Source organism: Saccharopolyspora shandongensis, from assembly GCF_900106995.1.
GTDB lineage: Bacteria > Actinomycetota > Actinomycetes > Mycobacteriales > Pseudonocardiaceae > Saccharopolyspora > Saccharopolyspora shandongensis.
Genome location: NZ_FNOK01000089.1, coordinates 1 through 25,134 on the forward strand (window position 1 = coordinate 1; position 25,134 = coordinate 25,134).

Sequence of the window (25,134 nt, forward strand, 5' to 3'; positions counted from 1 at the left end):
AATTTCGCGAGAAATCAGCGTCCACCCGGGCGGCGGTCAATTTCTCGAGAAATCGCGCCCCCGATGCGACGCGACACCGGACTGCGAACCGAAGCCCTGGAACGAATCGACCCGAAACCAAACCCCCAACAGCCCCAGCCAACCCGAAAACCTCACCCGGCGACGAAAGCCGCGAACGAGCCAGCCCACTCCGGGCCATCCCCGCGATACAAAGCCGAACCGGGGCTGCGTTCCGGATGTCAAGCCGTTCACCCCCGAAGGGGCGGCCGCCAGGCCGGGCTTGACCTCCGGAACGCAGCCCCCACAATCCACCAATCGTGGGGATGGCCCCAAAACACGCCGAACCCCTAAAAGTCCCAACCCCACCCCAACCCCTACCCCGCCAGAACCTCCACCCCGAACCCGGGAATCTCGACCCGGCCCCCCGCAACGGAAACCGCAACGCTCCCAACGTTGTGGTTGAGCAGGAAAACCCGCCCACCCCGCCGAACGGCCTGCACCCCCGCCGGCAACCCGGCCACCACGGGCGAAACCCCGCTGTCCTCCACAACCCGATCCAGCAAGGCTCGCATCCCCTCGGCGCCCAACCGGGTCCCGAGGTACCAGGCCACGCCATCCCCGAAGGAGTTCCGGGTCAAAGCGGCCCCACCGGCCAACCCGCCGTCGGTGAACCGCCCGACCACCTCGGCCCCGTCCGCCACGATGTCCTCGGACCACAGCACCCCGCGCTCGGCGGAATCCAGCACCGAAACCCCGACCGACTCCCCATCCGCCAACGGCCAGAACTCGGCCACGTGCGCGCCGAGGACCTCCCGCAACGGCCCCAGGTACCCGCCCAGGTGGACCTGGTCGGATTCGTCGACGATGCCGGAGAAGAACGACACCAGCAGGTGCCCGCCCCGCCGGACGTGCTCGGTCAGGTTCGCCGCGGTTTCGGCCCTGGTCAGGTACAGGTTCGGCACCACGACCAGCCGGTAGCCGGACAGGTCCGAGTCCGGGTGCACGACGTCGCAGCCGATGTTCGCGTCGAACAGCGGCGAGTAGTGCGCCAGGAACGCGTCGAGCTGGTCCAGCGTGGCCGGGTGCGAGTTCAGCTCCAGGGCCCACCAGCTCTCCCAGTCCAGCACCAGCGCCACGTCGTTGTCGGGACGGGTGTCGACGAGCGAGCCTGTTTCCGCGAGTTCCGCGCCGAGGCCGGCCACTTCGCGGAAGGTCCGGCTGTCCGGCCCGGTGTGCGGCACCATCGCCGAGTGGAACTTCTCGGCGCCGCCCTTGGACTGCCGCCACTGGAAGAACATCACGGCGTCGGCACCCTGGGCCACGGCCTGCCAGCTCCACAGGCGCATCTGGCCCGGCTGCTTGACGCCGTTGCGCTCGCGCCAGTTCACCGCGCACGGCGCCTGTTCCATCAGCAGCCACGGCTGGCCGCCGCGCAGCGACCGGATGACGTCGTAGGACAGCGCGGCGAGCACGTGCGCCTGCGGGTCGTGCGGGTCCGGGTAGGAGTCGTAGCTGACGACGTCCACTTCGGACGCCCAGCGGTGCAGGTCGAGGGTTTTCGCCAGCGGCACGTGGTTGGTGGTCACCGGCACGTCGGGCGTCGCCGCCCGCAGCACGGCCTTCTCCATGCGCAGCAGGTCGAGCATCGTGTCCGAGGAGAACCGGGCGAAGTCGAGCTGCTGCGTGGGGTTGGCGAAGGTGGGCGCGGTGCGCGGCGGCAGCACTTCGTCGAAGTCGTCGTAGCGCTGCGACCAGAACTTCGTCGACCACGCGTCGTTGAGCTCGGCGATGCCGCCGTAGCGCTCGCGCAGCCATTCCCGGAACGCCGCCGCGGAGATGTCGCAGTAGCAGGCGCGGACGTGGCATCCGTACTCGTTGCCGATGTGCCACAGCGCGAGCGCGGGGTGGTCGGCGTAGCGCTCGGCGATGCGGCTCACCAGCCGCGTGGCGTGCTCCCGGTAGACGGGGCTGGACGGGCAGTACGCCTGCCGCGCCCCGGGCCAGAGGACCGTGCCGTCTGCGCGCCGTGGCAGGGTTTCCGGGTGCAGCTTCGCCAGCCACGGCGGCGGTGACGCGGTCATGGTGGCCACCGCGGCGGAGATCCCGGCCTCGGCGAGGTTGTCCAGCACGCGGTCGAACCAGCCGAAGTCGAACTCGCCGGGCCGGGGTTCCACCAGCGCCCAGCCGAAGATCCCGACGCTGACCAGCGACACCCCGGCCTGCTTCATCAGCCGCACGTCCTCGGCCCACACCTCTTCGGGCCACTGCTCCGGGTTGTAGTCCCCGCCGTAGGCGATGCGGCCCAGCCTCTCCGGCAGGCCGCGCAGGTTCTCGGTCACGACTTGACGCTCCCTTCGGCGGGGTCGGTCAGGCCTGGAGCAGGCCGGCCTCGACCAGGTGTCGGCGGACTTCGGCTCGTTCGGCGTCGTCGAGCGACACCATCGGCACGCTGGTCGTGCCGTGCTCGATCACGCCCAGCTGCACCAGCGCCTCCTTGAACGCGCCGATCGCCGAGGAGTACCGGCTCATCGGGCGGGCGCCGACGCCGATCAGCCGGAAGAGCCGCCGCAGTCGCGCCTGCTCGGTCGCGGCCTGCTGCCACTCCCCCGCGGCCGCGGCGTCGTAGAGCCGGACGTAGCCGCTCGGGTCGGCGTTGCCCAGGCCCGGCACCAGGCCGTGCGCGCCGAGCTGGAGGCTCGTGTCGGCCATCGTCTCGGAGCCGCTGAACACCAGGAAGTCCCGGTCCGGCAGGGTTTCCAGCACGGTGCGCAGGCCGTCGAGGTCGCCGCTGGAGTCCTTCAGGCCGCGGAGCGTGCCGTCCGCCGCAAGCTCGACGACCGTTTCCGGGGCGAGCTTGGTGTGCACCGAGACCGGGATGTCGTAGGCCAGCAGCGGTAGGTCGACGGCGGCGCGGATCTGGCGGAAGTGCGTCAGGATCTCGACCGGATGGGTCGGGACGTAGAACGGCGCCGTGGCGACCAGCGCGGAGGCGCCGCACCGCAGCGCGGCCCGCGCGTGCTCGACGACCCGCGGAGTGGCGGTGTCGATGACGCCCGCGAGCACCGGCACCGCGCCGGCCGCCACTCCGGCGACGACTTCCAGAACGCGGCGCCGCGCCGCATCCGGCAGGTAGCCGACCTCGCCGGTCGAGCCCGTGACGAACAGCCCGTGGACCCCGGCGTCGAGCAGGTGGCCGGTGAGCTTCTCCAGCGACGGCACGTCGATCTCGCGGTCCGGGGTCAGCGGTGTGCACAGCGGCGGGATCACTCCGCCGGCCAGCTCGGCCATACCACTCCTCTGTTGCCGATCAGGAAGACGTAGGACGTAGGATGTCCTGACGCTATCGGCTCGGACCGCCCCTGACAAGTAACCGGTGGTTCGACCAGTCGCCCGGCTGCCGGTGGCAAACCGACGCAGTACGCTCGTATCCGCGCAGTGTCGTTTCGCCCAGCCGATCGGCGGGAGTTCGCGGATTCGACGCCCGTCGGTGGCTCGCAGCGCGGTGCCGGGAGCCGACATGAGCAGGTTGACGCAGCCCACCAAGCCCGAGAGCAAGCTGTTCCGGAAGATCCGCCACCAGGCGAACGAGGCGGACCTGCGGTTCCGCCTGGCAGCGGGGATGCGGCGGCAGATCAGCAAGGTGTTCCCGTCGAACTGGTCGTTCCTGCTCGGCGAGCTCGCCCTGTACAGCTTCGTCATCCTGGTGCTCACCGGCACCTACCTCGCGTGGTTCTTCGACCCGTCGATGACCGAGGTGACCTACAACGGCGTCTACCAGAACCTCCGCGGGGTGTCGATGTCCCGCGCGTTCGAGAGCACGCTGGACATCTCCTTCGACGTCCGCGGCGGGCTGTTCGCGCGCCAGCTGCACCACTGGGCTGCGCTGGTGTTCATGGCCGCGATCGTGGTGCACATGTTCCGGATCTTCTTCACCGGCGCGTTCCGGCGACCGCGCGAGGTGAACTGGACCATCGGCATCCTGCTGTTCTTCCTCGGCATGTTCGAGGGCTTCATCGGCTACTCGCTGCCCGACGACCTGCTCTCCGGCACGGGGCTGCGGATCGCCTCCGGCATCGTGCTCTCGGTCCCGGTCATCGGCACCTGGCTGCAGTGGATGCTCTTCGGCGGGGAGTTCCCCGGCACCGAGATCATCCCGCGGTTCTACCTGTTCCACGTCTTCCTGCTGCCCGGCCTCATCCTCGGCCTGGTCGCGGCGCACCTGGCGATCGTCTGGTACCAGAAGCACACCCAGTACCCCGGCCCGAAGCGCACCGAGTCCAATGTGGACGGCGTGCGGATCATGCCGGTGTTCGCGGTGAAGAGCACCGGGCTGTTCCTGATCATCACCGGCGTGCTCGCGATCATGAGCGGCATCTTCCAGATCAACGCGATCTGGAACTTCGGCCCGTACGTGGCGTCGATGATCTCGGCGGCCTCCCAGCCGGACTGGTACATGATCTGGACCGACGGGATGGGCCGGCTGTGGCCGCCGTGGGAGGTCTACCTCGGGCCTTACACCATTCCGGCGGTGTTCTTCCCGCTCGTCATCGGGCTCGGCCTGGTGTTCACCGTGGCGATCATCTACCCGTTCCTGGAGCGCAAGCTCAGCGGCGACACCGCCCACCACAACCTGCTGCAACGGCCGCGCGACGCGCCGGTGCGCACCTCGCTGGGCGTCATGGCCATCACGTTCTTCGTGGTGGTGCTGCTGTCCGGGGTCAACGACGTCATCGCCTTCGTGTTCGGGCTGTCGCTGAACATGACGACCTGGGCGGGCCGGATCGGCGTGCTGCTCGCGCCGCCGATCGCCTACTACGTCACCTACCGGATCTGCCTGGGCCTCCAGCGCACCGACCGCGACGTGCTCGAACACGGCGTGGAGACCGGCATCATCAAGCGCCTGCCGCACGGCGAGTTCATCGAGGTGCACCAGCCGCTGGGTCCGGTCGACGAGCACGGGCACCCGGCGCCGCTGCCCTACCAGGGCAGCCCGGTGCCGAAGAAGATGAACCAGCTCGGCGCCGCCGGCCGGTCGGTGCCCGGCAGCCTGCTGGTGCCCGATCCGCGCGAGGAGACCGAGGCGCTCGACGCCGCCCGCCAGGCCGAGGCGGATCGGGAACGCACCGCTAGGGAGGCGGAGGTCGAGATCCGGTCCGGTCGCCCGCAGGCGCCCGAGCGGTGATCGCCGTGGCGCGGGTGCCGTAGGGTGCCGCGGGTGTCCAATCGGGAACTGATCGTGCTGGGCACGGCGAGCCAGGCGCCGACGCGGTCCCGCAACCACAACGGCTACCTGCTGCGCTGGGACGGCACCGGCCTGCTGTTCGACCCCGGCGAGGGGACGCAGCGGCAGATGATCCACGCGCGGGTCAGCGCGCACGACATCGACCGGATCTGCCTGACCCACTTCCACGGGGATCACTGCCTCGGGGTGCCGGGCGTGGTCCAGCGGCTGTCGCTGGACCGGGTCCGGCGGCCGGTGCACGCGCACTACCCGGCGAGCGGGGCCGGCTTCTTCCGCAGCCTGCGCTACGCCTCGGCCTTCGACGAGGTGGTCGACCTGCAGGAGCGGCCGATCGAACGGGAGGGCGTGATCGCCACCGGCCCGTTCGGCACGCTGGAGGCGGTGCGGCTGGACCACCGGATCGAGACGTTCGGGTACCGGCTGGTGGAGCCGGACGGCCGGCGCATGGTGCCGGAGCGGCTGGCCCGGTACGGGGTGCGCGGGGCCGCCGTCGGGCAGCTCCAGCGCGAGCAGGTGCTCCGCACCGAAGCCGGCCAGGTGACGTTGGAGCAGGTCAGCGAGCTGCGGCCGGGGCAGCGGTTCGGGTTCGTGATGGACACCCGGCTCTGCGACGGCGTGTTCGCCATCGCCGAGGGCGCCGACCTGCTGGCGATCGAGTCGACCTTCCTGGACGAGGACGCGCGGCTGGCCGACGAGTACCGCCACCTCACGGCCGCCCAGGCGGCCCGGGTCGCCGCCGAGTGCGGCGTGCGAACCCTGGTCCTCACCCACTTCTCGCAGCGCTATTCGGATCCGCAACGCTTCCACGACGAGGCCGCGGCCGTGTTCGACGGCCAGGTGGTGGTGGCCGAAGACCTGCAACGCATCCCGGTCCCGAAGCGCGGATGACCCGCATCGCTATGCTGCCGGGCGGTCAGCAGTCGCGTGGAAGGCGGATTCCTTGGTTCGGCAACCGATCCCGGTCATCATCGTCGCGGGATTCCTCGGGGCCGGGAAGACCAGCCTGCTCAACCACCTGCTGCGCAACCCGCAGGGCGCCCGGATCGGCGTCGTGGTCAACGACTTCGGGAAGATCAACATCGATGCGCTGAGCGTCGCCGGGCAGGTCGACTCCACGGTTTCGCTGGGCAACGGCTGCCTGTGCTGCGCCGTCGACGCCAGCGGACTCGACGACCTGCTGGCCCGGCTCGCGCGGCCCGGCAGCGACATCGACGTCATCGTGATCGAGTCCAGCGGCCTGGCCGACCCGCGCGGCATGGTCCGGCTGCTGCTGAACAGCACCAACCCCCGCCTCGGCTACGGCGGGCTGGTCGAGGTGGTCGACGCCGCGGAGTTCGACGCGACCCGGCGCCGCCACCCCGAGATCGACCAGCACCTGCGCTTCGCGGATCTGGTGCTGCTGAACAAGATCGACCGCGTCGCCGAATCCGATCAGCGACGGCTGGCCGAGCTGGTGGGCGGGCTCGCCGGCGGCAAACCGGTGCTACCGACCTCGCACGGCCGCGTCGACCCGGCGCTGCTATTCGACCGCGGGGCGGTCCGCGAACGGCAGGACGTCGCACGCCAGCTGTCCTTCGACGAGCTGCTGGCCGAACCCGACGACTGCCACGAGCACCTGCACACCGGGTACCAGAGCGTGGAGTTCGCCGCCGACGACCCGGTGCACCCGCGGGCGCTGATGCGGTTCCTCGACGACCGCCCCGACGGCGTCTACCGGATGAAGGGCCAGGTGCACTTCGGCGCTCCGGGACAGGGGCAGAAGTTCACGCTGCACACCGTCGGCGACTTCCTGCGGTTCCAGCGGTCGCGGTGGGGCCGAGGCGAACAGCGGCGGACGCAGCTCGTGGTGATCGGCTCCGGCCTGGACCAGGACCGGGTGCGCCGCGACCTGGCCGCCTGCGTCGGCGAACCCGACCCCGCGGACGAGCACAGCATGCTGGATGTGCTCAAGTACACCCGAACCTGATCTTGCGAAGCCGATCGCGCAGGCCGGCCGGTCTCCGACGAGCAGGCGCGGGAGAGCCGCGCGGTGGCCGGGGTCGGCGCACTGCCCAGCTAGCGTCCACTGTGGATCTTCTGCCGGATCCCGGCGGCGGCCGTACGGTGGGCGGATGTCCAGCGCCGAAGTGCTCGTCGATGCGTTCGACCGGATCCGCGCAGTGGTGCACGAGACCGTGTCGGGCCTGGATCCCGACCAGCTCGCGTACCGGGTCGATCCGGAGGCCAACTCGATCGCCTGGCTGGTGTGGCACCTGACCAGGGTGCAGGACGACCACGTCTCGGACGTGGCCGCGGCGGAGCAGGCCTGGACCGCGCAGGACTGGCTGGGGCGCTTCGGGCTGCCGTTCGCGCACGAGGACATCGGCTACGGCCACGATCCCGACGAGGTCGCCGACGTCCGCGTCGACTCCGGCGAGCTGCTGACCGGGTACCACGACGCGGTCCATGCTCGGACCGTCGAGTTCGTCGCGGGGCTGACCGACGACGACCTCGCGGAGGTCGTGGACGCCGGGTGGACTCCCCCGGTGACGCTCGGCGTGCGGCTGGTGAGCGTGATCGCCGACGACCTGCAGCACGCCGGACAGGCCGCCTTCATCCGCGGCATCCTCGAACGCGTCGGCTAGCCGGTGGCATCGCGGCGGCGCCGTGGCCGACAATCGGGGCATGACCGAGCGCAAGCCACCCGGTGTCACGTTCGAATCATGGGTCGACAAGCAGATCCGGACGGCGCAGGAGCGCGGCGACTTCGACGACCTGCCCGGCGCGGGCAAGCCGCTGCCCGGCGCGGGCGCGCCGCTGGACGACCAGTGGTGGGTCAAGGACTACATCCGCCGCGAGGGCCTCTCCGGTGACGCGCTGCTGCCCACCCCGCTGCAGCTCCACAAGGAGGTCGAGCGGCTGCCCGAGGAGGTGCGCGACCTGGCCACCGAGCAGGCCGTTCGCGACGTGGCGGCCGACCTGAACCGCCGCATCGTCGAGCACCTCCGCGCACCGACCGGGCCGCAGGTGGCCATCGGCCCGGTGAACGTCGACGAGGTGGTCGCTTCGTGGCGCGCCGGCCGGCCCGAGCCGGTGCACCAGCCCGCACCAGCGCCGAACGATCCCGCGCCGCGGAAGACCCCTTGGTGGCAACGCTTCCGCCGTTGATCCGGTCAGCGGTTCCCGCCTTTTCCCATCAATTGTTCCACGGAAAGCGCAGCGGCTACCGGGATCGGCACGTTCACGCCGCCCATGCCGACCTCGACATCCTCGCAGTACTGCCGCGCGGCGCCGCCGCTCTCGGCGAAGATCGCGATGATCGACGACGTCACCGTCCAAGCCGTGGTGGCGCTGCTGGGCGTTCCCTGGACAGCCCCGAGTCGCCTGTGCCCCTGCACGTGGCGCTGCCCGCACAGGACCCGCACCGAGCATGGGCCATCCAGCCCAGCAGAATCGTCTGAATAGCGAACAGAAGCACCCACCAGCACCAATTGAACTACCCCAAAAGGTATATATTGGTTACTCTCAAGGGCGGCAAAAGTTGGCCGAACAGTCCAATACCACCGAAAATTCGCCGCTGACAAGGGTTTTCAATCCATACTCGGTTCGTGAGTCAGCTGACCTCAGAACAGATCGCGCAGCACGCCTACAACGCAGGCTTCCGCGGCGACAACCTGACCACTGCGGTGGCCGTGGCCATGGCCGAATCCGGCGGGGACACCCAGTCGCACAACGGCACCCCCCCGGACAACTCCTACGGGTTGTGGCAGATCAACATGCTTGGAGACATGGGTCCTGCCCGCCGCAAGCAGTTCGACCTCGACTCGAACAAGGACCTGTTCGACCCCGCCGAGAACGCCAAGGCCGCCTACGATATCGCCGGCAACGGCAAGAACTTCCAACCGTGGTCGACCTACACCAACGGCGCCTACAAGAAGCACCTCGACGAGGCGGAGAAGGCAGCCGGGAAGGTCGACAAGAACGGCAAGGGCAAGGGGTCCGATGGCGGCAAGGGTTCCGATGGCGGCAAGGGCTCCGGTGGCGGCAAGGGCTCCGGTGGCGGCTTCTCCGTGGAACCCGAGCGCCTGCGGAACTACACAAAGCAGGTCGACGGCATCGCCGACAGCCTCGACGGGGCCGGCAAGAAGACCGTGCACGCAGTGACCGGCATCGCCAAGGACAGTTTCGGCAAAGTCGGCCAGGAAACCGGGTTCTCCGACGCGCTGGGGGATTTCAGCAAGAGCTTGGAGAAGCAGGTCCGGGCCACCGCGTCCAACGCGCGCGAACTCGGTGCGGCCACCACCGACGCGGCCAAGGTGTACCAGGAGATAGACGAGAATTCCGCCAAAGAGCTCAAACGCATCATGAGTTGACCAGGAGAGTCCGAAGTGGATCCCCATGGAGTCGCGACGAAGTTCGCCAGCGAGCTGATCACCCACAAGGGAAAGCTCGAAGGCAAGGCTGGCGAGGTCCAACGCGCCCAAGCCGCCCTGGAATCCGCGGCCAGCGCCATCCAGGAGCAGCGCGAGGCGCACAAGCAGGCCGCCGGCACGATGTTGAGCGGCTGGAAGAGCGACGCTACGCCGGGCTTCGAGAAGCGGTCGGAGAAGTTCGACAAGGACCTCGCGGTTACCGCCGAGGCCAGCGCCAAGGGCGCCCAGATCGTCGCCGAGGTCACCAAAGCGCTTGAGAACAGGCACAGCACCGTCGGCAACCTCGTCGAGGACTTCATCGGCAAGGCCGGTCAGCTGGTACAGGCCGGGCTGGCCGCCGCCGGCATCGCCGCACCGGCCGGGCTGATGAAGGCTGTGGCCCAGATCTCCGACCTGGCCGGTGGATACATCAAGGAGTCCGGCGGCGAGCTCAAGGACGCCCGCGACGAGATGACCGAAGCGGCGAAGAAACTCCGCGCGCTGCTCAAGGAAGTCGACTCCGACGGTGTCGCCGACCCGCACAAGGAACAGACCAAGCCCAGCGAGGGCGGCCAGCGGGAGAAGGACGAGAAGCCCAAGGAAAAGGGCAAGGACTCCGCCAAGGCCGACGACATCCTGGACAACGCCCGCAAGCACCTGGGCTACCACGAAGGCGCCAACAACCAGAACAAGTGGGGTCCGACCGGGCAGCCGTGGTGCTCCTACTTCGCCACCTCGATGTGGCGGGAAGCGGGTGTGGACATCCCGAAGTACGGGTTCACCGGGGACGTCTACAAGTGGGGCCAGGAACAGGGCACCGCCTACAACCGGGGCGACTTGGCCGGCCAGGCGCGCCCCGGCGACGCGCTGCTGTTCGGCAGCGGTCCCAGCCAGGGCGCCAGCACGCACATCGGCATCATCGAGAAGGTCGACGGCAACAAGATCACCACGATCGAGGGCAACTCCGGCGACCAGGTCGAACGGCGCACCTACACGCTGCCCAAGGACGCCGGCAAGTTCTACGGAGGGGTGCACCCGAAGTGACGATCATTGGACGTGTCCAGCGCGACGGGGTGTCGGTCGAGGTGGCGCCCGGCGGTGCGCTCCGGTCGGTGGAGCTGGAACCCGCGGCGCTCCAGCTCGGCGGCGCGAAGCTGGCGAAAACGATCCTGACCCTGGTCCGGGAAGCCGGCAGACACGCCAACCAGGACGCCGAGGAGGCCATCCGGGCGCAGTTGGGCGGATTGTCCGACGAGGACTTCGCCGTGCTGGGACTGGCTGCGTACGACGAGGTTCCGAACGACGACCAGGCCGCGGCTGCGGATGAGGGGAGGCGCTGATGCGCGAGGACGAACGCACCATCGACGAGCTGATCGAGATCGCCGAGACGATCGTGCCGTCCACCGAACTCGCGGCGGGCCTGGACGCCATCCGCGGCAGCGCGCAGGATTCGGGCATCTCGCTGTCGGTGGATCTACAGGGAATGCTGGTGGATCTGGAGATCGACGACCGGGCGCTCGCGCTCGGACCGGAGCGGCTGGCGGCGGAGATCGCCCGGCTCAGCGGTGAAGCGTGCACGGATTCCCTGCAGCAGGGTGTGCTCGCGATCCAGGCGGGCTGCGGGGCGGACGTGGCCACGGCGATGGTGGACTACATCAACAGCATCGAAGAACAGCCCGAGGAACCCGGACCAGCACCCCGCGCGGAACCCACCTGGGACGACGAAGACGTCAGCTGGGGCAGCATGAAACAGGAAACCTGGTAACCGAAGCGATACCCACGATCCGCACCCGAATGGGGCGCAGTTTCTCGCGATGTGAACGGCTTTGACGGAAATCTCCGACGCTGCTTTGATCAACCTCATGACGCCGGGACCGCTGCTCGTGCAGCGCGCGCACATCGACCTGCTGTGGGTCGCTTCCGCGGCCTGTCCGCGCACCTGATCTCCTCGCCCCGGCGCCGCGTTCGCCCGAGCCGCCGGGTTGCTGTTGTTCGCCCGGCGCCGGGATGCGCCCGCGCCGCGATGAGACGGAGACCTGTGCAATGACGCTGGAAGCCGCATTCCTGGAACCGGCGGACGGTGGCGCGGTGATCGAGGTGACCGCCCGGTTCGTCGTCCCGCAACGAGATCTGGCCTCGCTGGAACGCGATTTCGCCCGGAAGATCCGCGCCCTGGCCGAGATACCAGGCCAGTCCACTGTGGAGGTGCAAGCCCGGCCGCAGGCGCCGCGGCTGCGCGCGCTGCCCGCCCCGGTGGAGCCCGCCCTGCGGATCCTGGTCGCCCCGCGCCGAGTCGTGCGGGCCGACGGGACGTTCATCGACTTCACCCGGCTGGAGTTCGACCTGCTGCTGTTCCTGTGCGAGAACCCGGGACGGGTGCACCGGCGCGGCGCGCTGCTCAACGCCGTGTGGCACCTCAACAGCTCGCCGAGCACCCGCACCGTGGACGTGCACGTCCGGCGGATCCGCAGCAAGCTCGGCCCCGGCCTGGACCTGATCACCACGGTGCGCGGGGTCGGCTACCGGGTGGACCACACCTCGGAGGTCGAGATCGAGCCCGACCCCTACGCGTTGTAGGCCGACAGCTTCCGGGCGACGTAGCGGGCGTCGCGGACAGGAACGTCCGCTGGTTCTCCAGGCCGGCGACCCAGTCCCAGCCCGGCGATCAGGTGAGCAACCGAGCCGGAATGGGTAGCCGGGTGGCATGCCGAAGCGCAAGCGCGAGGAGTACGAGCGGGGCCTGCCGGGCTATCACGATCCCCTGGCCGGATTCGCCGGGGCGCCGTACGCCCGCAGCGCCCTCACGCTGCGGATCTGGCTGGCCGGATTCGGCCTGGTGTTCTGCGCGGGCGCGGCGGTCCTGGTGTTCCTGGCGGTGCCGGAGCTGGCCTGGCTGGGCTGGGCGCTGGTCGTGCTCGCGGTGGTCGCCGCGGTCGACCTCGGCTGGGTCGTCCACCGCAAGCGACGCGGCGAACCCGGCTGAGCAAGAGCATTCGTGGCCGAGGAGGCCACCGCTCGCTGACCGACGGCCGCGATCGGCCTTCCGCTGAACGGAAAGGGGCGTTCCTTCTCCCCCGGCCCGCAACCGATGGTGGGGGCCGGCATGCGGTGCCGGTCACATCGAGGTGCACCGGTGCCGCAGCGGCACGAGAAGGGAAGCGGCACATGGAGATCCAGGTCGGGATCGTCGGGGCGGGACCCGCGGGGCTGATGCTCTCGCACCTGCTGCACCAGCGCGGCGTGGGGTCCGTCGTCCTCGACACCCGCACCCGCGAGGAGATCGAGGGCACCATCCGCGCGGGCGTGCTGGAGCAGAGCTCCGTGGACCTGATGACCGAGATCGGCGTCGGCGACCGAGTCCGCGAGCTGGGCATGGTGCACGAGGGCATCGAGCTGCGCTTCGGCGGCCGCGGGCACCGCATCGACTTCGCCGGCCTCACCGGCGGCCGCGGCGTCACCATCTACCCGCAGCACGAGGTCCTCAAGGACCTGATCGCCAAGCGCCTCGCCGACGGCGGCGACATCCGCTTCGGCGTCTCCGACGTGCAGGTGGCGGGCATCACCGGCGACGCGCCGACGATCCGCTTCACCCAGGACGGCGTCGAGCAGGAGCTGACCTGCGGGCTGGTGGCGGGCTGCGACGGATCGCGCACGATGACCAGGTTCCTGATCCCGGCGCCGAATCCGCGGCAGGACCACTTCCGGCAGTATCCATTCGCCTGGTTCGGCATCCTCGCCGAGGCGCCGCCGTCCTCCGACGAGCTGATCTACGCGCACCACCGCAACGGCTTCGCCCTGATCAGCACCCGCTCGGCGACCGTGCAGCGGCACTACCTGCAGGTCGACCCGAACGACACGGTCGAGGACTGGTCCGACGACCGGATCTGGCAGGAGCTGCACACCCGGGTGGAGGGCGCGCAGATCAAGGAGGGCCCGATCTTCTCGAAGTCGGTGCTGCACTTCCGCAGCTTCGTCTGCGAGCCGATGCAGCACGGCCGCCTGTTCCTGGCGGGCGACGCCGCGCACACCGTGCCGCCGACCGGCGCGAAGGGCATGAACCTCGCGATCGCCGACGTGTACGTGCTTTCCCGCGCCATGGCCCGCTTCTTCGCCGAGAGCGACCGCACCGCGCTCGACGCCTACACCGCCACGGCGCTGCGGCGGGTCTGGCGGGCGCAGCACTTCTCGTGGTGGATGACGTCGATGCTGCACCGAATGCCGGAGGCCAGCGGCTTCGACCACAACCGCCAGCTCGCGGAGCTCGACACCGTCACCCGCTCCCGCGCCGGCCGCACCCTGCTCGCAGAGAACTACGTCGGCACGCCCTTCGACTGACCGCCAGTGCGCCGGTCATGCCCATCCAGTGGAACAGCGACGACCGGCTCGACCTCCCCGAGGTCGAGCCGGTCGTCGATGCCGATCAGAACGGGTACTGCTGGATCTTGCCCTGGATGGTGACCCACTGGGTTTCCGTGAACGACTCCAGGTTGGCCTCCGCGCCGCCGACGCGACCGCCGTTGCCGGAGGCGCCCACGCCGCCGAACGGGATGTGCGCGTGGTCCCCGACGGTCTGGTCGTTGACGTGCACCAAGCCGCTGGGGATCTGCTTGGCGACCTCCCACGCCGCCATGGCGTCGCCGCCGAGCACGCTCAGCGACAGGCCGTACTCGGTGTCGCGCGCGATCTCGACGGCTTCCTCGACCGTGCGGTAGCGCAGTACGGGCGCGACCGGGCCGAAGATCTCGTCGCAGAACGCCGGGGTGTCACGGCGAACGTGGCCGAGCACCGTCGGCCGGTAGAACAGCCCGTCGTACTCGCCGCCGGCGGCCAGCGTCGCGCCCGCCGCGACGCTTTCGGTGACCAGCCGGTGGATGTTGTCGCGCTGCCGCTCGTCGATGATCGGCCCCAGCGCCACCTCGGCGGTGTTCGGGTCGCCGACCGGCAGGTTGCGGGCCTTCTCGGCGAGCGCGGCCACGTATTCGTCCGCAATGGACTCGTGCACCAGGTGCCGGCCCGCGGCCATGCAGATCTGCCCCTGGTGCAGGAACGATCCCCATGCACCCGCCGACGCGGCGGCGGCGACGTCGGCGTCCGGCAGCACGATCAGCGCGTTGTTGCCGCCGAGCTCCAGGTGCGCGCGCTTCAAGTGGGTCGCGGCGGCCTCGGCGACCTTGCGGCCGGCGGCGGTCGAGCCGGTGAACGCGATGACGCGGGTGTGCTTGTTGGCCACCAGCGCCGCCCCGGCGTCGGCGCCACCCGGCAGCATCTGGAACACGCCTTCCGGGACGCCGGCGGCCTCGAAGATCGCGGCCAGCACCACGCCGCCGCACACCGCGGTCCGGGTGTCGGGCTTGAGCACCACGGCGTTGCCCAGCGCCAGCGCCGGAGCGACGGCGCGGATCGACAGGATCAGCGGGAAGTTGAACGGCGCGATGACGCCGACGACCCCGGCGGCCACCCGGCGGCTGAGGCTCAACCTGCCGTCCGCGGACGGCAGCAGCGAACCGGCCGGGTGGGACGGCAGCGCGGCCGCTTCGAAGCACTCGTTGGCCGCGCTGTGCGCCTCCAGCTCCGCCTTCGGCGGGATCGAACCGGCCTCGCGGATGATCCAGCGGCGGATCTCCTCGGCGTGCTCCTCGAACAGCCGCCCGGCGCGGCGCATGATCGCGGCGCGCTCCTCGAACGGCGTGTTCTCCCATTCCCGCTGCGCGGCCGCCGCTTTGGCGCACGCCTCGTCGATGTCACCGGGCGTGGCGGCGCCGACGTGGCCCAGCACCTGGCCGGTCGCCGGCTCGACGACCTCCGTCGGGGTGCCGCTCGCCGTGCTCCAGCTGCCGGTGAAAACGCGCTTCGCCCAGCGTTCGACATCCAGAATCGTCATGTACAACGGCCTTTCTCAAGCGAATCGAACTTGCGGTCCTGGTCAGCTCGCGGCTGCCCGCTCCGGTTCGGGGGTGCGGAACTTCTTCCCGGCCACCAGCGCCACGGCGACCGCGCCGATGACACCGGGAACCGCGACGGCGATGAAGTTCTGCTGGAACGGCAGTTCCAGCGCCAACAGCGCGCCGCCGAGAGTGGGGCCGCCAATCGCGCCGATGCGGCCGATCCCGGCGGCCCAGCCGACGCCGGTGGAGCGCACCGCGGCCGGGTAGTACTCCACGGCGAACGCGTGGATGATCGCCAGCACGCCGACCGTCGCCGCCCCGGCGACGAACAGCAGCACGTTGAGCACCACCGAGTTCGGGTTGAACGACAGGCCGATCAGCGACGCGGACGCCAGCACGAAGTACGCCACCAGCGTGTTGCGGTAGTTCCAGCGGTCCGCGATCCAGCCGCCCGCGATGGCTCCCACCATGCCGCCCAGGTTGAGCACCACCAGGTTCCACAGCGCGGAGCCCAGCGGGTAGCCGGCGGTCTGCATCAGTTTCGGCAGCCACGTGTTGAGCCCGTAGCTCAGCAGCATGCACATCGCGAAGAAGACCCAGATCAGCACGTTGTTGATCGCGTTGCCGCCGGCGAACAGCTGCCGGAGCCGGGCCTTGCCCGCCGCGGTGGACCGTTCGACGACCACGTCGTCGAGCTCCGCGGCCGGGTCGATCTTGCGCAGCACGACCAGCAGCCGCTCCCGGTCGCCGCGGGCGGCCAGGAAGTCCGGTGATTCCGGGAGGTGGCGCAGCAGGAACGGCACCATCAGCAGCGGGATCGCCGCCACGTAGAACACGCCGCGCCAGGTCCACAGCGGCTCGATGTAGATGGCGAACACCGCGGCCGCGATCCCGCCCACCGAGTAGAACGACGAAACCAGCGTCACGAACAGCGCTTTCGCGCGCCGCGGCGCGATTTCACCGGCCAGCGCGTTGAAGTTGGGCACCAGCGCGCCCAGCGACACGCCGACGACGAACCGCAGCACGCCCAGCTGCGCCGGGCCGGTGGCCAGCGCGCAGCTGAACGACGCGATGCTGGCGATGGTCACGCAGGTGATCATCAGCGGCCGCCTGCCGTACCGGTCGGCCAGCGGCGCCACGAACAGGCCGCCGACCAGCATGCCGACCAGCGCGACGGAGCCGAGCGTCCCGGCGGTCACCGGGTCCATGCGCCACTCGTCCATCAGGTGCGTGATCACGGTGCCGTAGGACACCATGTCGTATCCGTCCACGATCATCAGCAGCGAGCACATGATCAGGACCTTGATGTGGAAGCCGTTGAGCCGGGCGTCGCCGACCACGGCCCCAACTGTTTGCCGGGCCATCTGTTTTTTCCTCGGGGTTCCGCTGCCGTAGGGGAACGGCTGGTCAGGGTTCGGTGAGTTCGGTCTCGGCCTCGATCACGGCCGGTTTTCCGGAGCGCAGCGCGGCGGCCAGGGCGTCGGCGAACTCCGCGCGGGTGCGCACCGAGGTCGCCGCGACGCCGTAGCCGCCCGCGATCTGCACGAAATCGATGCCGGGCACGTCCATGCCGGGCGTCTCGCCCGCGTCGAGCACCTTCGAGAACCAGCGCAGCGCGCCGTAGGTGCCGTTCTTCAGGATCACGATGATCACCGGGATCTCGTACTGCGCGGCCGTCCACAGCGCGGTGATGCCGTAGTTGGCCGAGCCGTCACCGATGAGCCCGATCACCTGCCGGTCGCCGTGGGCCAGCTGCGCGCCGACGGCGGCGGGCAGCCCGAAGCCGAGTCCGCCGGAGGCCGGGAAGAAGTAGCTGCCCTGCCCCGAAAGGTCCATCTGGGCCCAGAAATCGGCGGCCGTCGCGGTGGATTCCTTGACGTAGACGGCATCCGCCGGCGCGTTCTCCCGCAGCACCTCGAACAGCTCCGCCGGGTGCAGCCGGTCGCCGCCCGAGGGCGCGGGCGGGTGTTCCGGCAGCGGCGGCAGCTCCGGGCGGCGCCCGGCGGTGACGGCTTCGGCCAGCCTGGCCAGCGCGTCCTTGACGTCGCCGACCAGCGCCTGCCCCATCGGCGCCCGCGCGGCCTCGCCCGGGTCGCCGGTCAGCTGGATCAGCCGGGCGCCCGCCGGGAGGTACTCGCCGGGCACGAACTGGTGGTAGCGGAACACCGGTGCGCCGACGACCAAGATCAGGTCGTGGCCCGCCAGCGCGTCGGTGACGCCCTGGACGGCGGCGGGCAGCACGCCGCGGAAGCTGCGGTGCCGGGTCGGGAACGGGCAGCGCGACGCCGAGGGCGCGATCCACACCGGCGCGCCGAGCCGGTCCGCGAGCCGCACGGCGTCGTCGTTGCCGCACTGCGCGTCGACCTCCGGCCCCAGCACCAGCACCGGGCTCTCGGCCGCGTCCAGCGCGCCGGCCAGGTCGGCGAGCTGCGCCGCGCTGAGCGAACCGGCGGTGCCGGTGGTGCGCTCCAACAGGTGCCGGGCTTCCGGCGGCGCCTCCTGGCTCCAGTCGTCGTAGGGCACCGACACGTACACCGGGCCCTTCGCGGGCAGGTTCGCGATGTGGATCGCGTGGCTGATCGAGCGCGGCACGTCCTGCGCGCACGCCGGTTCGCAGCTCCACTTCACCAGCGGCTTCGGCAGCGTCGCGGCGTCGACGTTGGCCAGCATGACCTCCTGGCCGATGGTCGAGCGCACCTGCTGCCCGGCGGTGATGATCAGAGGGCTGTGCGAGTACACCGAGTTCGTCAGCGGGCCCAGCGCGTTCCCGGTACCGGCCGCCGCGTGCAGGTTGACCAGCGCCGATCCGCCGCGGGCCAGCGCGTACCCGTCGGCCATCGCCAGCACGGCGCCCTCGTGCAGCCCGAGCACGTACCGGAAGTCCGCAGGCATGCCGGCCAGAAACGGCAGCTCGTTGGATCCGGGATTGCCGAAGATCGTGGTCAGATCATGCGATCGCAGCAGGTCGTAGGTCGCCTGGCGCACGTCGGGCATCGTTGCTCGCTTCCGGCTCGGTGGGCCTTTCGGTGATGCCCGCCACCCTAGGCAGGCAGTGGTCATAGTCCTAATGAATGCTGTTGATCCCGACATAGACAGGAACTATTCTCGCTGCGTGGTGGACGTGGACCTGAACCTGATGCGCACGTTCGTGCTGCTCTACGAGACCCGCAGCGTGACGAAGACCGCCGAGGCGCTGTTCATCACGCAGCCGTCGGTGAGCCACGCGCTGCGCCGGCTGCGGCGCCAGTTCGCCGACGAGCTGTTCACCCGCTCCCCCGACGGCCTCGCGCCGACCGAGATCGCGGAGCGGATGTACCCGCGCCTGCAGCAGGCGCTGGAGGTGATCGACGAGACGGTGTCCGGGGCGGGCCGGTTCGACCCGGCCACGTCGGCGCGCACTTTCCGGATCTGCGCGACCGACCTGGGCGAGATCAGCCTGCTGCCGCCGATCCTGGCCCGGCTGGAGGAGCAGGCGCCGCGCTGCGCCGTCGAGGTCACGCCGCTGGACATGGCCGCCGCGCCGCAGCAGCTCCGCCAGGGACGCACCGACGCCGTCATCTGCACGCCGCGCATCGACGCGCCGGACCTGCGCCGCGACGGGTTGTTCCAGGAGCGCTACGTCGGGCTGATCGCCCGCGATCACCCGCGCATCGGCGAGCGCCCCACTCTGGACGAGTACCTGCGGGAACGGCACATCGTGGTGGATCCGGCCGCCGGGCACGTCGACGCGGACCAGGAGCTGACCCGGCTCGGGCACCGCCGCGAGGTCGCGGCGCGGGTGCCGCACTTCGCGGTGCTGCCCGAGCTGCTCGCCCGCACCCGCTACCTCTCGGCGGTGCCCAGCGGCGTCGCGGGCCTGTTCACCCGCTCGTCGCGGGTGCGGACCTTCGAGCTGCCGTTCGAGATCCCCACGGTCGAGGTCGCGCTCTACACGTACCGGCGGGCCATTCCCGCGCCGGGCACGGACTGGCTGCGCGACCTCGTCCGCGAGACCCTGCGCCGCGAACCGTCCACATCGGACAGCGAGGGTTCGGCGGCGCGGGGCTGAGGTCAGCCCGCCAGCAGGCCGGGACCGAAGGTCAGCTCGGCGCTGTGCCGGAGGCCGCCGGTCGCGGTGTCGCCGAGGTAGAACCGCGTCGACATGGTGCGCTCGTCGAGGTCGAACACCGTGCGCCAGAGCGTCCGGACCGGGTAGAGCCCGGCGTTGGTGGCGTCGAAACCGATCTCGTCGAGGGTCGCGCGCAGCAGCTCCCCGGACATCACCGAGCCGCCGGTGCGGTCGAGCAACTCCTGGTACCGCCCGTAGGTCCGCAGGGTTTCCTCATTGTCCGGCGGCAGTTCTCCCGCCTGCTGCTTGTGCACCAGGTGGTTGGTGAGGCACAGGGCGTCGCCGTCGATGTCGACGATGTGCTCGGTGCCGGCGTCGCCGCGTTCCCAGATGAACGCGTTGCCCGCCGCATCGGCGATCAGGTAGTGCAGCGGCACGCCCAGGTCGTACTGCTTGGCGCCGAGCAGCGCCTGCTTCGCCTCGGCCGCCGTGGCGCAGGTGTCCAGCACGAACCTGGGCAGCTGCGCCGAGGAGATCCCGACCTGCGGGCCGGCCTCGACCGGCGGCGTGGTGTTCTCCGCGTCGGCGATCAGCAGGGCCACCGCGAGCCCGTGCTCGTTGATGCCCTCCATGCAGCTGTCGAGCTCGTTCATGATGAGCACCGTCGTGCCCGGGCCGGCGTCCGGGATGCTGTTGATCACGTAGGGCGTGGATGCCATCGGCGGCCGCGGTGCGGTCGGTTCGGGCCCGCCGAGCGCCGCGAAGATCTCCTCGGCGCTGGTGGTGAAGAAGTCGTAGTTGCGCCCGAAGAGCCCGTGCCCCTCCTTCGTCGCGGACGGCCGGAGGTAGGTCACCGAGCAGGCCGATCCGCTGGGCACGCCGGTGAGCCCGTCGAGGTGCACCCGGTCGTCGTCGAAGTCGGCGCCGACCGCCTCGGCCGCGCCGCGCATCCGCTCGTGGTGCTGCGGCCAGTTCCGCTCGAACCAGGTTCGTCGCGCCCGGTTCACCACCGGGTCGACCAGGACCGGCGCCCAGCCGAAGGTCGCGACGGCCTCGGCGGCCAACGCGCGGCCGATCTCCCGCTGGCCGCCCGCCGCGGTCACCTTCCGCACCGTCATGAAGTCGCCGTCGCCCCCGGCGATGATCTCGCTCGTCACGCTCATGTCAGTTCTCCTCGTCGTTGGTCTTCGGGTCTCGCCACATCGGCCAGACCGGTGGTCCGCCGGGCAGCACGACCGGCTCCCCCAGGTCGCGGAAGCCGTGGCGTTCGTACAGCGGCCGACTGCGGGGCGAACTCGCCTCCAGGTACGCGGGCACGCCTTCGGCGTCGGCCCGGGCCAGCCGGTCGGCCAGCAGCGCGGATCCCAGGCCCGCGCCACGCCGCCCCGGCAGGACCCCGAGGAACGGCAGGTAGAGGTGCACGCGCCCGCGCGGATGCCGCGCCAGCACGAGCCTGTTGAAAATCTCCAGCCGTTCGAGGTGCGGCAGGAACGAGGCCGGGAGCTCGCGGTCGCCGGCGATCTCCGCGTCGTGGTCCGCCGGCGGCAGCCACACCGCCACCGCCGAGCCGTCACCGGCCACGGCGAGCTCTTCCGCCTCGATCGACGCCGCGACCGCGGGACCGAAGACGTGGGGCAGGGCCGCTCGCCGAGCTTCGGCATCGGGGAACAGCCAGCTCGTCAACGGGTCGTCGTCGAACGCCGCCACGAGCGTGGCGACGACGACTTCGGGATCGTGCATCAAGTCCTCCGCAATACGCCGTACCCAATCATGGGTACACCGTATCCAATCCTGTCAACCGATGCGCAAAACGGAGCAAAACAACTATAAATAGGCACTCTTTCCGGATCAGCTGAACGAAGTGCACTAGTTCATCGACATAGTGCACTAGTACGATTACGATGCCGTTGGAGGTGTTGATGACCAAAGGGACCGAGCCCCCGTACCTGCGGATCGTTTCGGCGATCCGCGATCGCATCGCGCGCGGCGAACTGCGCCCCGGCGACCGCGTGCCGTCCACCCGGTCGATCACCCGCGAATGGGGCGTGGCCATGGCCACCGCCACGAAGGCGCTCGCCGAGCTCCGCCGCGAGGGGCTGGTCGAAGCGCGGCGCGGCGCGGGCACGGTCGTCAGCGCACCGCCGCAGCCGCCACCGGACCGCCCGGCCGAACCGGCCCTGACCCTGCAGCGCATCGTCGCCACCGCGGTGGCGGCGGCCGACGCGGAAGGGACGAAAGCGGTGTCCATGCGCCGGATCGCGGCCGAGCTGGGGGTCGGCCCGATGTCGCTCTACCGGCACGTGGCGAGCAAGGACGAGCTGGTGCGCGAGATGATGCGCGTCGCTTTCCTCGAACGACCGCTACCGGAACCGGGCCCGCCCGGCTGGCGGGCGAAACTCGAACTCGTGTGCCGGACGCAGTGGGAGCTCTACCTGCGGCACCCCTGGCTGGCGAGCGCGGTGTCCATGACGCGTCCACAGCTGGTGCCGGAAGCTATGGCACACACCGAATGGACCCTGCGAGCCCTGGACGGCCTCGGGCTGGACCCGGACGAGATCGCGCGCGAGGCGCTGACGCTGCCGTCGATGGTGCGCGGCCTCGCGCTGTCCCGGGAATCCGAGGCCGAGGCAGAGGAGGCGACCGGGGTCGGCGCCGAGCAGTGGTGGCGGTCGCTGGACGACCAGGTGAGGGCGCTGTACGCGACCGGGCGGTTTCCCATGCTCGCAGGTCTGGACAGCGAGATCGTCGACGACATCGACGGCCTCTTCGAGCACGCGCTGACCCGCAATCTCGACGGCCTGCAGGCCCGGCTGGAGCACGGCACCGCCCCGGCGCGCCGGCCCTAGCGAACCGGGCCGACAGCGGATTCCACAGTGGACGGCGAACCCGCCTTGATCGTGCCGCTACCCTGCCAGCATGGGTTCTTCCAGTGAGCACGCTCCGCTGCCCATCCCGGCCGAGACCACGGACCTGCGCAGCGGGCCGCCGCTGCACGGCGCGTGTGCGCCGCTGCAGGAGCTGGTCGGCGTGTGGCGCGGGGCCGGCGAAGTCGACTACCCGAGCATCGAGGGGCCGTACCGGTTCGGGCAGCAGGTCACGATCGCCCACGACGGGCGGCCGTTCCTGCGCCACGAGGCGCGGGCCTGGCTGCTCGACGCCGACGGCAACGTCCTGCGGCCGGCGGCGTGGGAAACCGGCTGGTGGCGGCCGCAACCCGACGGGAAGCTGGAGCTGCTGATCAGCCACTGCACCGGAATCCTGGAACTGTTCTACGGCACGGCGAGCTCGCAGCGCTGGGAACTCGCCACCGACACCGTCGTCCGCGCAGCGACCGCGAAGAACGTCGAGGCCGCGCAGCGCAGTTACGCTCTCGACGCCGATGGCACGCTCCGCTACGCCGAGAGCCGCGCGATGGTCGGCGTGCCGATGACACCTCACGTCACAGCCCAGCTGCAGCGCCTCTGACCAATTAGAGAAGCACTGCGCCTGGCGCGACGGCTGCGCGCCGAGCGCGAGTCCGGCGAGCTGACCCTGGGGCGCCTGGCGGTGCTGGGCCGCCTGGAGCGCGACGGTCCGGCGACCGCCAGCGCGCTGGCCGCCGCCGAGCGGGTCACCCCGCAGTCCATGGCCCGGATCGTGCAGCACCTGATCGATGCCGGGCTGGCCGAGCGCGACACCGACCCGGCCGACCGGCGGGCCGCCATCGTCCGGATCACCGAGGCCGGCCGCCGCCAGATCCTGCGGGACCGGGGCCGCTCGTCGGCGGCTTCGGCTGGGCCGGGGTGTTCTGGATCAACGTGCCGCTGGCGCTGATCGGCGGCGCGGTGATCGTGCGATGGGGCCCGGCTGATCCGCCCGCGCGGGGCGGCGGGCGGATGAAGGCCCTCGCGCAGGTCGACCCGATCGGCATGCTGCTGTTCGCGGTCTCGATCACGGCGCTGATGTTCTGGTTGCTGTCGCTGGCCGCGACGCCGGAGTGGTGGTGGCTGGGCGTCGCGGCCCCGGCCGCTGCGCTGACCGTCTGGTGGGGCCTGCGCGCCCGCGATCCGTTCCTGGACATGCGCCTGCTGGCGCGGCGCGGGCTGTCGTTCACCTACGGCCGGACGATCGTGACTGACATTGTTGAATTGGTAGATGGGTCATCCGCAGGTGCGTTTTCGCAGGCCAGGGTCCGATCGGCTCGGCTCTGACGTATGCCCTGGCAGGCTCGTTGAAGCCGAAGTAGGCGAGGCCGCCATGGGCCGGACGCAGGTTCGCGTACTCGCACCTGCCGGGTGAGTGGGTGTTCCGAAGTCAGCGTTGCCTGGCAGTAGTGCTCGGGCTGTCGGCACCGGTGGGACGACGCTGGCCAGCCGCCCTTGGAGGAGTTCGTCAAGCTTGAGTACGGCCCGAGACGGAAGACCGGAGGCGTCGAGAACTGCCTGGTGCGGGGATGCCCGCGGTCGTTTTTCTCGTGGCGTCAGCCGCTTTGCCGGGCCCACCGCGACCAGCTCACCCGGCGACGTGTCTCCCTCGAGGTGTTCCTTGCCCTCGAGGACGTGGTCGCCTTGCCTAGTCCGACAGCGGACCCGCCGCACCTCAGCCGGAATCACCTGGTGCTGACAGTCACAGGCTTACCGGAGGACCCAGAAGCGGCATGGCTGGTGGACACCGCACTGGGCGACGGCATCTATTTGCCGCTACCGCTGCGCGAAGGCTCGTACACCCAGGGCCCGTACACCTACCGGGTCCGGTCGTCCGAGGTGGCACCGGGCGGCTGGCGGTTCGACCACGACCCGTCGGGTGCCTTCGTCGGGTTCGACTTCGCGCCCGGCGTGGCGGAGATGGCCGACTTCGCCGAGAAGTACGCGTGGCTGTCGACGTCGCCGGAGTCGAGTTTCGTCCGGCTCTGCATGCTGTTACGCCGCGACGCGACCGGCGTCGACTCCCTCAAAGCCTTAACACTGAACTGCCACGGCGCCAAAGAAGTACTCGAGTCGCCCGGAGCCTGGTGGACTGCAGTAGGTGATGTATTCGGGATCCCGAGAGCGCTGTTCACGGCCGAAGAGCGCGAGCGACTGTGGCGGCGGGTCGTCGCGCAGCACGAGGACCGCGCGGACAAGGCAGTGATCAACGCGTGATTCAGTTCAGCGACAAGGGCAGCGCGCCGGTGATCGCCGCGATGCGCCTGCGGGCCGGCTCGGCGGGCTCGGGCCGGGGCGCGGCCGGCTCACCAGGCCCTGACCACCGCCAAGGCAGTAGGGTGTGGTCCGCAGCCTCGTTCGTCCCGGCCGGGGCCTACCCGTCGTACCACGACTGCGCCAAGGCGGGCGAGGCGGGAAAACCGCAGGGCCGCTGGGTCGGCTGGCGCTGCGAGAACCTGCACAACGGCCAGCACCAGCTGTGGGTGCAGCCGAAGTACTGATCCGGTGCGTGGTGCGGGGGTGCGTCCGTTGTGGACGCACCCCCGTTTCGCTGCGGATTCCAGGGTTCTGAAGGAATCCCGCGGGGAACGCAACGGGATGCCGCACATTCGTTCGCGTCCCGCTGCGCGACACCCATACGAGGTCTTCGACAGCCCAGAGACTT

27 protein-coding genes are annotated in these 25,134 nt (G+C 70.3%); 19 read left to right on the forward strand and 8 right to left on the reverse strand.

The genetic code is table 11. The features are described from left to right. Window positions 1-374: 374 nt before the first annotated feature. Entirely contained in the window at window positions 375-2,339 is a 1,965-nt protein-coding gene (locus tag BLW84_RS43655) for a beta-galactosidase (RefSeq protein ID WP_245761796.1), read from the reverse strand. A gap of 28 nt (window positions 2,340-2,367) precedes the next feature. Further along, a complete protein-coding gene (locus BLW84_RS43660; protein ID WP_093278320.1) occupies window positions 2,368-3,288 on the reverse strand; it encodes a dihydrodipicolinate synthase family protein in 921 nt (306 codons plus the stop codon). A gap of 229 nt (window positions 3,289-3,517) precedes the next feature. On the opposite strand from BLW84_RS43660, the gene qcrB reads away from it, so the two are divergent. The 5 genes from qcrB (at window position 3,518) to BLW84_RS43685 (ending at window position 8,389) form a co-directional block, all read left to right on the forward strand. Continuing rightward, entirely contained in the window at window positions 3,518-5,182 is a 1,665-nt protein-coding gene (gene qcrB, locus BLW84_RS43665) for a cytochrome bc1 complex cytochrome b subunit (protein WP_093278321.1), read from the forward strand. Window positions 5,183-5,215: 33 nt separating this feature from the next. Then, window positions 5,216-6,130 carry a ribonuclease Z gene (locus tag BLW84_RS43670; RefSeq protein WP_093278350.1) on the forward strand — a complete coding sequence of 305 codons (915 nt, stop codon included), beginning with the start codon at window positions 5,216-5,218 and terminating at the stop codon, window positions 6,128-6,130. 52 nt (window positions 6,131-6,182) lie between these two features. Continuing rightward, entirely contained in the window at window positions 6,183-7,208 is a 1,026-nt protein-coding gene (locus tag BLW84_RS43675; RefSeq protein WP_093278323.1) for a CobW family GTP-binding protein, read from the forward strand. 145 nt (window positions 7,209-7,353) lie between these two features. After that, on the forward strand, window positions 7,354-7,866 hold the full coding sequence (locus BLW84_RS43680; RefSeq protein ID WP_093278324.1) for a mycothiol transferase: 513 nt from the start codon (window positions 7,354-7,356) through the stop codon (window positions 7,864-7,866). Window positions 7,867-7,906: 40 nt separating this feature from the next. Beyond that, the gene (locus BLW84_RS43685; protein ID WP_093278352.1) at window positions 7,907-8,389 is read left to right on the forward strand and encodes a DnaJ family domain-containing protein; all 483 of its coding nucleotides are present in this window, start codon (window positions 7,907-7,909) and stop codon (window positions 8,387-8,389) included. Window positions 8,390-8,394: 5 nt separating this feature from the next. On the opposite strand, the gene BLW84_RS48200 is transcribed toward BLW84_RS43685, so the two are convergent. Further along, window positions 8,395-8,553, reverse strand: coding sequence for a hypothetical protein (locus tag BLW84_RS48200; RefSeq protein ID WP_177227035.1), 159 nt, complete (start codon window positions 8,551-8,553; stop codon window positions 8,395-8,397). A gap of 276 nt (window positions 8,554-8,829) precedes the next feature. Here BLW84_RS48200 and BLW84_RS43690 point away from each other — a divergent pair, with 276 nt between their 5' ends. The 7 genes from BLW84_RS43690 (at window position 8,830) to BLW84_RS43720 (ending at window position 13,968) form a co-directional block, all read left to right on the forward strand. Next, window positions 8,830-9,594, forward strand: coding sequence for a DUF6507 family protein (locus tag BLW84_RS43690; protein WP_093278325.1), 765 nt, complete (start codon window positions 8,830-8,832; stop codon window positions 9,592-9,594). 15 nt (window positions 9,595-9,609) lie between these two features. Further along, window positions 9,610-10,677 carry a CHAP domain-containing protein gene (locus BLW84_RS43695; protein ID WP_093278326.1) on the forward strand — a complete coding sequence of 356 codons (1,068 nt, stop codon included), beginning with the start codon at window positions 9,610-9,612 and terminating at the stop codon, window positions 10,675-10,677. Further along, window positions 10,674-10,973, forward strand: a complete 300-nt coding sequence (locus tag BLW84_RS43700) for a YbaB/EbfC family nucleoid-associated protein (protein ID WP_093278327.1) — start codon at window positions 10,674-10,676, stop codon at window positions 10,971-10,973. Before BLW84_RS43695 ends, BLW84_RS43700 begins: the two co-directional genes overlap by 4 nt. Further along, window positions 10,973-11,398: a hypothetical protein gene (locus BLW84_RS43705; protein WP_093278329.1), complete on the forward strand. Its 426-nt coding sequence runs from the start codon at window positions 10,973-10,975 to the stop codon at window positions 11,396-11,398. The genes BLW84_RS43700 and BLW84_RS43705 overlap by 1 nt, the downstream gene beginning before the upstream one ends. Window positions 11,399-11,676: 278 nt before the next feature. Continuing rightward, window positions 11,677-12,210 carry a winged helix-turn-helix domain-containing protein gene (locus BLW84_RS43710; protein ID WP_093278330.1) on the forward strand — a complete coding sequence of 178 codons (534 nt, stop codon included), beginning with the start codon at window positions 11,677-11,679 and terminating at the stop codon, window positions 12,208-12,210. A 127-nt stretch (window positions 12,211-12,337) separates the two neighbouring features. Beyond that, window positions 12,338-12,616, forward strand: a complete 279-nt coding sequence (locus BLW84_RS43715) for a DUF6343 family protein (RefSeq protein WP_093278332.1) — start codon at window positions 12,338-12,340, stop codon at window positions 12,614-12,616. 182 nt (window positions 12,617-12,798) lie between these two features. After that, complete coding sequence (locus tag BLW84_RS43720) at window positions 12,799-13,968, forward strand: 4-hydroxybenzoate 3-monooxygenase (RefSeq protein WP_093278333.1); 1,170 nt, start codon at window positions 12,799-12,801, stop codon at window positions 13,966-13,968. A gap of 85 nt (window positions 13,969-14,053) precedes the next feature. Here BLW84_RS43720 and BLW84_RS43725 read toward each other — a convergent pair whose 3' ends face one another. From BLW84_RS43725 to mdlC, 3 genes are read right to left on the reverse strand one after another with little or no spacing between them, the layout of a single operon-like run. Continuing rightward, the gene (locus BLW84_RS43725) at window positions 14,054-15,514 is read right to left on the reverse strand and encodes an aldehyde dehydrogenase family protein (RefSeq protein ID WP_093278334.1); all 1,461 of its coding nucleotides are present in this window, start codon (window positions 15,512-15,514) and stop codon (window positions 14,054-14,056) included. Between the two features lie 42 nt (window positions 15,515-15,556). Continuing rightward, window positions 15,557-16,882 (reverse strand): MFS transporter, encoded by a 1,326-nt coding sequence (locus BLW84_RS43730; RefSeq protein ID WP_093278336.1) that lies wholly within the window; start codon window positions 16,880-16,882, stop codon window positions 15,557-15,559. 43 nt (window positions 16,883-16,925) lie between these two features. Next, window positions 16,926-18,512 (reverse strand): benzoylformate decarboxylase, encoded by a 1,587-nt coding sequence (gene mdlC, locus BLW84_RS43735; protein ID WP_093278337.1) that lies wholly within the window; start codon window positions 18,510-18,512, stop codon window positions 16,926-16,928. Between the two features lie 118 nt (window positions 18,513-18,630). On the opposite strand from mdlC, the gene BLW84_RS43740 reads away from it, so the two are divergent. Next, entirely contained in the window at window positions 18,631-19,566 is a 936-nt protein-coding gene (locus BLW84_RS43740; RefSeq protein ID WP_093278339.1) for a LysR family transcriptional regulator, read from the forward strand. A gap of 2 nt (window positions 19,567-19,568) precedes the next feature. On the opposite strand, the gene BLW84_RS43745 is transcribed toward BLW84_RS43740, so the two are convergent. Together BLW84_RS43745 and BLW84_RS43750 are read right to left on the reverse strand one after the other, a co-directional pair. Then, complete coding sequence (locus BLW84_RS43745) at window positions 19,569-20,729, reverse strand: C45 family autoproteolytic acyltransferase/hydrolase (protein ID WP_093278340.1); 1,161 nt, start codon at window positions 20,727-20,729, stop codon at window positions 19,569-19,571. A gap of 1 nt (window position 20,730) precedes the next feature. After that, window positions 20,731-21,306 (reverse strand): GNAT family N-acetyltransferase, encoded by a 576-nt coding sequence (locus BLW84_RS43750; RefSeq protein WP_093278342.1) that lies wholly within the window; start codon window positions 21,304-21,306, stop codon window positions 20,731-20,733. A gap of 179 nt (window positions 21,307-21,485) precedes the next feature. Between BLW84_RS43750 and BLW84_RS43755 the strand changes: the two genes are divergently transcribed. The 6 genes from BLW84_RS43755 (at window position 21,486) to BLW84_RS43780 (ending at window position 24,970) form a co-directional block, all read left to right on the forward strand. Continuing rightward, entirely contained in the window at window positions 21,486-22,412 is a 927-nt protein-coding gene (locus tag BLW84_RS43755) for a GntR family transcriptional regulator (RefSeq protein ID WP_093278353.1), read from the forward strand. A 70-nt stretch (window positions 22,413-22,482) separates the two neighbouring features. Further along, window positions 22,483-23,031: a heme-binding beta-barrel domain-containing protein gene (locus BLW84_RS43760; protein ID WP_093278343.1), complete on the forward strand. Its 549-nt coding sequence runs from the start codon at window positions 22,483-22,485 to the stop codon at window positions 23,029-23,031. Window positions 23,032-23,097: 66 nt separating this feature from the next. Beyond that, complete coding sequence (locus tag BLW84_RS43765; protein ID WP_281247496.1) at window positions 23,098-23,379, forward strand: MarR family winged helix-turn-helix transcriptional regulator; 282 nt, start codon at window positions 23,098-23,100, stop codon at window positions 23,377-23,379. Beyond that, window positions 23,364-23,756, forward strand: coding sequence for a hypothetical protein (locus tag BLW84_RS43770; protein WP_093278347.1), 393 nt, complete (start codon window positions 23,364-23,366; stop codon window positions 23,754-23,756). Before BLW84_RS43765 ends, BLW84_RS43770 begins: the two co-directional genes overlap by 16 nt. Window positions 23,757-24,104: 348 nt before the next feature. Continuing rightward, window positions 24,105-24,686 (forward strand): arylamine N-acetyltransferase, encoded by a 582-nt coding sequence (locus BLW84_RS43775; protein ID WP_281247497.1) that lies wholly within the window; start codon window positions 24,105-24,107, stop codon window positions 24,684-24,686. After that, window positions 24,683-24,970, forward strand: a complete 288-nt coding sequence (locus BLW84_RS43780) for a hypothetical protein (RefSeq protein WP_218157742.1) — start codon at window positions 24,683-24,685, stop codon at window positions 24,968-24,970. The genes BLW84_RS43775 and BLW84_RS43780 overlap by 4 nt, the downstream gene beginning before the upstream one ends. Window positions 24,971-25,134 lie beyond the last annotated feature (164 nt).